Annotated in this window: 9 protein-coding genes; 6 read left to right on the forward strand and 3 right to left on the reverse strand. The window is 61.2% G+C overall.

Translation table 11 applies throughout. From position 1 onward, the window contains the following. Window positions 1–1,651: FAD-dependent oxidoreductase (locus tag WCA85_RS18070; RefSeq protein ID WP_424066228.1), on the reverse strand; the 1,651-nt coding region annotated here is incomplete at its 3' end. Window positions 1,652–1,985: 334 nt separating this feature from the next. Between WCA85_RS18070 and WCA85_RS18075 the strand changes: the two genes are divergently transcribed. Further along, entirely contained in the window at window positions 1,986–2,777 is a 792-nt protein-coding gene (locus tag WCA85_RS18075; RefSeq protein WP_424066230.1) for a DUF4397 domain-containing protein, read from the forward strand. Window positions 2,778–3,011: 234 nt separating this feature from the next. On the opposite strand, the gene WCA85_RS18080 is transcribed toward WCA85_RS18075, so the two are convergent. Then, window positions 3,012–3,146: an entericidin A/B family lipoprotein gene (locus tag WCA85_RS18080; protein WP_424066232.1), complete on the reverse strand. Its 135-nt coding sequence runs from the start codon at window positions 3,144–3,146 to the stop codon at window positions 3,012–3,014. A 190-nt stretch (window positions 3,147–3,336) separates the two neighbouring features. Further along, window positions 3,337–4,809 (reverse strand): sensor histidine kinase, encoded by a 1,473-nt coding sequence (locus WCA85_RS18085; protein WP_424066242.1) that lies wholly within the window; start codon window positions 4,807–4,809, stop codon window positions 3,337–3,339. Window positions 4,810–4,978: 169 nt separating this feature from the next. Here WCA85_RS18085 and WCA85_RS18090 point away from each other — a divergent pair, with 169 nt between their 5' ends. From WCA85_RS18090 to WCA85_RS18110, 5 genes are all read left to right on the forward strand, one after another. Then, window positions 4,979–5,155, forward strand: coding sequence for a DUF1328 domain-containing protein (locus tag WCA85_RS18090; RefSeq protein WP_424066233.1), 177 nt, complete (start codon window positions 4,979–4,981; stop codon window positions 5,153–5,155). A gap of 66 nt (window positions 5,156–5,221) precedes the next feature. Then, window positions 5,222–5,383 carry a DUF1328 domain-containing protein gene (locus tag WCA85_RS18095; RefSeq protein ID WP_424066234.1) on the forward strand — a complete coding sequence of 54 codons (162 nt, stop codon included), beginning with the start codon at window positions 5,222–5,224 and terminating at the stop codon, window positions 5,381–5,383. Between the two features lie 87 nt (window positions 5,384–5,470). Beyond that, a complete protein-coding gene (locus WCA85_RS18100) occupies window positions 5,471–6,031 on the forward strand; it encodes a ferritin-like domain-containing protein (protein ID WP_424066236.1) in 561 nt (186 codons plus the stop codon). A 171-nt stretch (window positions 6,032–6,202) separates the two neighbouring features. Beyond that, window positions 6,203–6,835 (forward strand): response regulator, encoded by a 633-nt coding sequence (locus WCA85_RS18105; RefSeq protein WP_424066238.1) that lies wholly within the window; start codon window positions 6,203–6,205, stop codon window positions 6,833–6,835. An 86-nt stretch (window positions 6,836–6,921) separates the two neighbouring features. Continuing rightward, on the forward strand, window positions 6,922–7,362 hold the full coding sequence (locus WCA85_RS18110) for a response regulator (protein WP_424066240.1): 441 nt from the start codon (window positions 6,922–6,924) through the stop codon (window positions 7,360–7,362). Window positions 7,363–7,501 lie beyond the last annotated feature (139 nt).

Below are 7,501 nucleotides of genomic sequence, written 5' to 3' on the forward strand. Positions count from 1 at the left end.
CTTTTAGACCGCCGCGCTCCCTAACGGCGAGGTCGACGCCCCATTCGTCGAGCCAGGCATCGCGCGGTTGCGGCAGCGGCTCGCCCGGATGATGCAGCAGGAATTCGCTGACGTCGAAGCCGATACCGCCCGCACCGATCACCGCCACCCTACGCCCGACCGGGGCGCCCCGCAGCACCTCCGCATACGACAGCACATTCGGCCCGTCGATCCCGGTAATGGGCGGGCGACGCGGCACGATGCCGGTGGCGAGGATCACGTCATCAAAGCCGCCCGCTGCAAGCAACGCCGGATCGACACGCGTTTCGAGCCGCACATCCACCGCGTACCGCTGCAACTGGCTCTGAAAATAGCGGATTGTTTCGCTGAACTCTTCTTTGCCCGGCACACGCATGGCGAGATTGAACTGTCCGCCGATGCTTGCGCTCGCATCGAACAACGTCACGCGATGCCCGCGCGACGCCGCCACCGTCGCGGCCGATAACCCCGCCGGGCCCGCGCCGACCACGGCGATGGCGCGCGGCGTTTCCTTCGCTGCGAGCGGCCGGTAGACCAGTTCGGTTTCGCGTCCAGCGCGCGGATTCACGAGGCAACTGGCGCGGCGGTTCTGAAACGTATGATCGAGACACGCCTGGTTACACGCGATACAGGTATTGATTTCCTGAGTGCGTCCCGCTGCGGTCTTGTTGACGAACTCTGGATCAGCAAGCAGGGGGCGGGCGAGAGACACCAGATCGCCCGCGCCTTGCGCGAGCAGATCTTCGGCCACCTCAGGCGTATTGATGCGGTTGGAGACGATCACCGGCACCTTGACGGCGGCTTTCAGACGCGCGCTCAAAGGGGCGAAGGCGGCGCGCGGCACCGAGGTAACGATGGTCGGCACCCGCGCCTCATGCCAGCCAATGCCGGTATTGAACATTGTCACGCCGGCGGCTTCCAGCGCTTGCGCTACCTGAACCGTTTCATCCCACGTGTTACCGCCCTCGACGAGATCGATCAGAGACAAACGATAGATCACGATAAAGCGCTCGCCACAGGCCTTGCGTACGCTTTCGACAATCTCACGCGCCAGCCGCATGCGGTTCTCAAGACTGCCGCCGTAGCGATCCGTGCGCTTGTTGGTGCGTGGACAGAGGAACTGGTTGAGCAGATAGCCTTCGCTGCCCATGATCTCGACCCCGTCGTAGCCCGCACGTTGGGCAAGACGCGCGCAGCGTGCGTAGTCGCGGACCGTTCGTGCAACGCCCGCTTCGGTGAGCGCGCGCGGCTTGAACTTCGAGATCGGTGACTTGAGCGCGGAGGCGGACACCACGAACGGCTGATATCCATAGCGTCCCGCATGCAGGATCTGAAGCGCGATCTTGCCGCCCTCGGCATGCACGGCCTGCGTCAGCAAGCGATGATTGCGCAGATCGAAAACGGAGTTCAGCGTGCCGCCAAATGGCAGCAGCCAGCCTTGGCGGTTCGGCGAGATTCCGCCGGTGATGATCAGCCCCGCGCCGCCCTTGGCGCGCTCGCGGAAGTACGCGGCGAGCTTCGGATAGTTCCAGAAGCGGTCTTCCATACCCGTATGCATCGAGCCCATCACGACGCGGTTGCGCAGGGTCGTGAAGCCCAGATCGAGTTCGGCGAGTAAAAATCGGTAAGGCATGCAACGCGCCTTGTAAAAGTTGGGTGCGCACGAACAATACACCGCGGATCGGGCCAATCATCCGAGGGAAAATTCTAATCCGCCTAACACGTTGCCCGGTAAGCCCAATTCAGGTGCTCATGTCCAGGCTGGTGCATGCGGCACTCCGATTGCTCAATGCGATCGTCCATTACACGCACGTCAGCTCTTCAATGCAACGACGTGCATCAGGGATAGGAGGGAGCGCCACGAGACAACCGGGGGAGCCGTTCAAACGATCAACGAACAAGGTATCTCACCGGTGTGGCGCTCACATAACTAACGGGTAAGACCCGACATCGATATAGGTGAAAATATGAAGCTCATCCGAACCATGGCGGCGCTGATTGGCGTTGCGTCCGTGTTGACGGCGTGTGGTGGCAGCGGCAGCGACGCTGCAAAATCGCTGGGCATTACCGATCCTGAGATCCACTTCATTCACGCCATTCCGGGCGGTCCAGCCGTCGATTTTCTGGTCAACGGCAAGGCGCCCGGAGGACAGACCAACATCAGCTATCTGGGCGTGACGAATTTCACCAATATCAACACGGGTTCCACGACAGTGGCCTATGCCGATACGGGCACGACCACCGCGCTCGCCAGCGGCAACTTTCCCGATGCTGCCAATGGTCACGAATATACCGTGCTTGCGTTGCCGGGTTTGACGTCCCCGGGGATCGGGTTGATCGATGATCCATTCGACAAGGGCCTGCTGTCGAACGACGCACGCGTGCGTGCCTTCAATGCGTCGGCGAATGCGACCAATCTGGACATCTATATCGTGCCGTCGGGTACATCTATCAGCGGCGTGAGCCCGACGATGGCCGGTGTGTCGTTCAGCAATGCGGTGCCGGCGAGCGGCCAGGATTCGCTGTATCTGTCGGGCGGCACGTATGTCGCGATCGTCACGACGGCGGGCAGCAAGACGCCTATTTACCAGTCGGCGACGTTTAGTCTTGCCAACAATGCCGACTGGCTGGTGACCACGGTGCCGATCGCCGGCACCTTGAGCCAGTTGTTGCCGGGCCAGATTCATTTGCTGGTGGCGCAAGGCGGCAACACGGGTACGCCGGCGCTTGAACTGAGCAACACGCTCACAGGGCAATAAGCCGCGCGACAGCGGCATAGCAGGGAGGGGCAGAGCGGCGGTCCACCGGAGGTGGGTCGCCGCTTTGTTTTTATATGTGGTGGTAGCTGTCGCGATGCGGCGTGTGGTTCAGGCGCGCGTCCTGCCACGGCCCAGACATAAAAAGGCCCGGTGCGCGAACGTACCGGGCCAATCTGGCTGACGACTGCCTGGCGCCGCCACGCGGGCTGCGTCAAGCAGTACTAGTTGATGTGACTACTTGGCGTTATCTGCCGCATTAGACAGATCGTGACCGCCGTTCGAAATATCCTGGCCTGCGCCGGCCATCGTGTTGCACCCGGCGAGCGCCGCAGTCCCGCAAATCAGAATCAAAGCGATGAGTCGAGTCATGAGTGTTCCCCTTGTGAAGAATGCATCAATGGACGCGCCCGGTTTGCGGCGCGTGCTCCGTGGCTTACGACCGGGGCATGGCGCCAGTCGATCCGGTCTGATTGCATGTTAAAAAACAAGGCGACGTGACGCTGTCAGCGCGCTCGCGATTTTTGTGTAGGTGTGCTCCGTTGTTCGCGTAAGTGCCGTCCTACACGGCGTCTTGCGAAGGGATGTCTGGCGCCGCATCATCCATCGGCACAGCGCTCCGTGCACAAGGCATGACCACATGAATCTCCGTACCGGCCGGCACGCCCCGGCGGATGTCGAATTGCCCGCCATGCGCGGCCACACGCTGGCGCATGCCGAGCAGGCCGTGCGTATGTGTGCGCTTGAGGTCGGCCGGCGTGATGCCTACGCCGTTATCGGTGATCGACAGCCCAACCTGTAAATCGTCGACCTGCAGACCAATGGAGACGCGTGACGCGCGTGCATACTTCGCCGCATTGGTGAGCGATTCCTGTGCAACCCGAAAGAGCGCGATCTCGGTCTGCTCGTCGAGCTGGATATCGTCCGCGGGCAGTTGCAGATCAAGCATCCAGTTGTTGCGCTGCGCGGCCTCATCAGCGAGTGTGCGCAGCGCCGTAACGAGGCCGAAGTTCGCCAATACGGTTGGCCGCATGTCTTCGATAATGCGGCGCTTGAGCGCAATCCCCTGATCGAGATTGGCGAGCGCCCGTGTGAGCTTCTCGGCAATCGCCGGCTCGCTGTCCTTCAGCTTGCGGTTAGCCCAGGCGACGTCCATCTTGCTGGCGGTCAGAATGGCACCGAGTTCGTCGTGCAGTTCGCGGGCGAGTTGCGTCTTCTCGTTTTCGGCGACTGCCTGCAGATGCCACCCCAACGCTTCGAGCTGACGGGTGCGCTCGGTGACAAGTTGGTCCAGTTCTTCCTGCTGTGTGATCAGTTGCCGCTGCACTCGCGCCTGGCGGTCGATCTGGATGCCCAGATTGCGAAACAGCAGGATGAACAGCACGATGTTCAGCGCGGAGAGCGCCGCCGCGCACAACGTCGAGATGCGCTGATCGGCGCGGCTGGCGTCGAGCGCCTGCTGGGCCCGCTTCACCTCGTTGTCGCGCAGCAGCGACAGGGTGCTGTCGATCAGCGTCGCATCCGTCGCTTGCGCGCCGCTCGCGGTGCCGCAGGCGGCCAGTTCCAGTGGTTGCGGGTTGGCCTGCTGCATCGCGGCAGCACCGGCGCCGATGCGGGCGTCGATGAGCGCAGCGATCTGCGTGAAGCTCGCCAGTTCGGCGCTGTCCGCTTCACGGCGATGGTAGTAGGTGTTCAATTGCTGGACGCTTTGCCGCAGACTCACGGCATTGGTGCAGTAAGCCTCCGCGCGCGCCACTTGCTTCGTCAGAAGAAAGTTGGCTTGGTCGGCGCTGAGCCGCGCTAGCTGGCTCTCCAGCGTGCTCAGTTGCACCGTGACGTCGCGCGCGTCCAGCGCGCTCTCATATTCAGCGGCGATGCGTTCGCGGGCCGTCTCGAGAATCACGAGTCCACCCACGGTGATCACAATGGCAACCGTCATGGCAATCGCCCAACTGCGGTTGCGCATCCATTCGTTTAATGTGGTGGCCACTTTCAGGTTGTGCTCCTCGTGCCTTTCTTCATGTCTTAAGTCTATTGAGCCGTAATTGCGCAGCACAGTACGTGCCCCGCCTAAATCGTAAAGCTACTGTAATGCAATGTCAGCGGATTCTCACACGAAAAACGGCGTGAGCCGGAATGCGGTCCTGCGCATGGGTCATTACGATAGGCATGTCAGCTCAATTATCGTTTCGGAGGAATCCATCATGCTCAAATGGGCCTTGATCTTCGCAGTGATCGCTCTCGTCGCCGGTGTACTCGGCTTTACCGGCATCGCGGCGGGCGCTGCGGCCATCGCCAAGTTCCTGTTTATCGTGTTCGTAATTCTGTGCGTGGTGTTCCTCGTGCTCGGCTTTGTGGTGACAAAGAAGATAGTTGATTAGCGGGGGCGTTTTTGGGTTGCGCAAGCCCCCGTATATACCAACAACATTTCAGGAAGGAGAGTCGCCATGCTTCATTACGCAGTCGTTTTCTTCATCATCGCCATCATTGCCGCGGTATTCGGATTTACCGGTATTGCAGCCGGCGCGGCCGAAATTGCGAAGATCCTGTTCTATATTTTCCTGGTCGTGTTCGTCGTGACGTTGCTGCTGGGCGTGTTCCGAGCGTAGACGCGGTCAATCTCCCAACGCGGGCGCATCGGGCGCGTTTCGTGCGGGATGCGCCTTACCCCCACTACCGGATCAAAGGAGAACCTCATGTCGAAGTCATCTGCCGCATCGCAATCTCACGACCCCTTCGTGATGGACGTGCAGAAAATCCGCGAGGACGCGCGCAAGCATATGTCGGACGGCCCGGTTACGCAGACCTATGGCGCAGACCGCCAGACCGTGCTCAAACTGCTTAACGACGCGCTCGCCACGGAGATCGTCTGCATCTTGCGCTATAAACGGCACCATTTCATGGCCAAGGGGATCAATTCGGAGGCGGTCGCCGCCGAATTCGCCGAGCACGCCATGGAAGAGCAGGAACACGCCGACCGCTTCGCCGAGCGCATCGTGCAACTGGGTGGCGAGCCGGACTTTGCGCCGGACAGTCTGAAGACGCGTTCGCATTCGGAATACCAGGAAGGCAAGGATTTGACCGATATGATTCGGGAGAACCTGGTGGCCGAGCGCATTGCCGTTGATACGTACCGCGAGATCATCAAATACCTGGGCGATAACGATATCACCACGCGTCGTATCTTCGAGGAAGTGCTGGCGGTCGAAGAAGAGCACGCGGACGATATGGCCGACCTCCTCGAAGGCCGCGAGTGAACGCCCAATGTGCCGCATACGTCGGTCACGCCGCGTGCGGCACGCGCTGCGCCACCGCCACGAGCAGCGGCATGGTCTGCCAGCTTCGGCGTGAACGTCTCGCCGCACTTCGCGGCGAGACGTCACTACAATGTCCGCTTTGGAGCCCTCTCACTGCACGGATGGAAGCCGATGATTCGAGTGTTGATAGCTGACGATCACGCCATCGTTCGAGGCGGTTTCAAACAGTTCGTCGCCGACGAGCCGGATATGTGCGTGGCAGCGGAAGCTGCGACCGGCGACGAAACCATCCGCCTCGTACGTGAGCAGGCTTTCGACGTGGTGTTACTCGATATCGCCATGCCGGACAAGAACGGTATCGACACCTTGCGCGTCATCAAGCAGGTCCGGCCGGACCAGGGCGTGCTGATTCTGTCGGGCTATCCGGAGAGTCAGTATGCGATCAACCTGCTGCGCGCGGGCGCCAACGGATATCTGAACAAGGACTGCGCGCCCGACGAGATCGTGCGGGCGATTCGCGCGGTGGCGCGCGGGCATCGTTATCTGTCGGAAGCGGTGGCCGACACGCTGGCCGACAATCTCGACAAACCCGCTGCCCAGCGTCCGCATGAGGGTTTGTCGGAACGTGAATTCCAGATTTTTTGCAAACTCGCCGGGGGGCAGATTCCCACGGATATCGCGGAGGAACTGCATCTGTCGGTGAAAACGGTGAGTACCTACCGGGCGCGCGTGCTGGAGAAAATGCGTCTGACCAACAACGCCGATCTGACTTACTACGCGATCAAGAATGGTTTGATCGAATAACGTTAGGGACGCGTGAAACTCATGCGAGACTCACGTGAGATCCACGTGAGTGGCCTAGTGCAAGGAGCCGTGCGCGGAACAGTGCCATGAGCAGCGAATCGAACTCCCATCACACAGACGGCCGTGCACCTTTGCGCGTGCTGCTGATCGAGGATTCGGCGTTGATCCGCCGCAGCGTCGCCGAGGCAATCGACGCATCAGGGGTGCTGCGCGTGGCGGCCTATGCGGATTCGTCGGACGAGGCTATCGCGCTGCTGAGCGCGGAACCGTTTGACGCGGTGATCGTCGATCTGCAGTTGAAGCACGGTTCAGGGGTACCTGTGCTGGCGTACCTGCAGCGAAAGGGCTTGATCGAGACAACCTTCGCGGCCGTGCTGACCAACCACGCGCTGCCGGCTTATCGCGAGCGCTGCCTGCAATACGGCGTGCGCCATTTCTATGACAAGTCGTTTGAGTTCGACCGGGTGATTGACGCGTTGCACGATTACGCGCAGACCCATAGAGCGGGCCGCCAGCCGGAGGCTTAAGCCTTCACAACCCTTAACCCGCCCATCCGGCCAGGGACCTGCGCGCTCAGTACTTCAAGAGCTCAGGAGGTCGCCACCGGCTGCGTGCGGCGCCGGGCATGACTCCAGCCGGCCAGCGCCGCGAACGCCAGCCCGGCGG

The sequence above is a fragment of the Paraburkholderia sp. genome (genome assembly GCF_049581445.1).
Classification (GTDB): domain Bacteria; phylum Pseudomonadota; class Gammaproteobacteria; order Burkholderiales; family Burkholderiaceae; genus Paraburkholderia.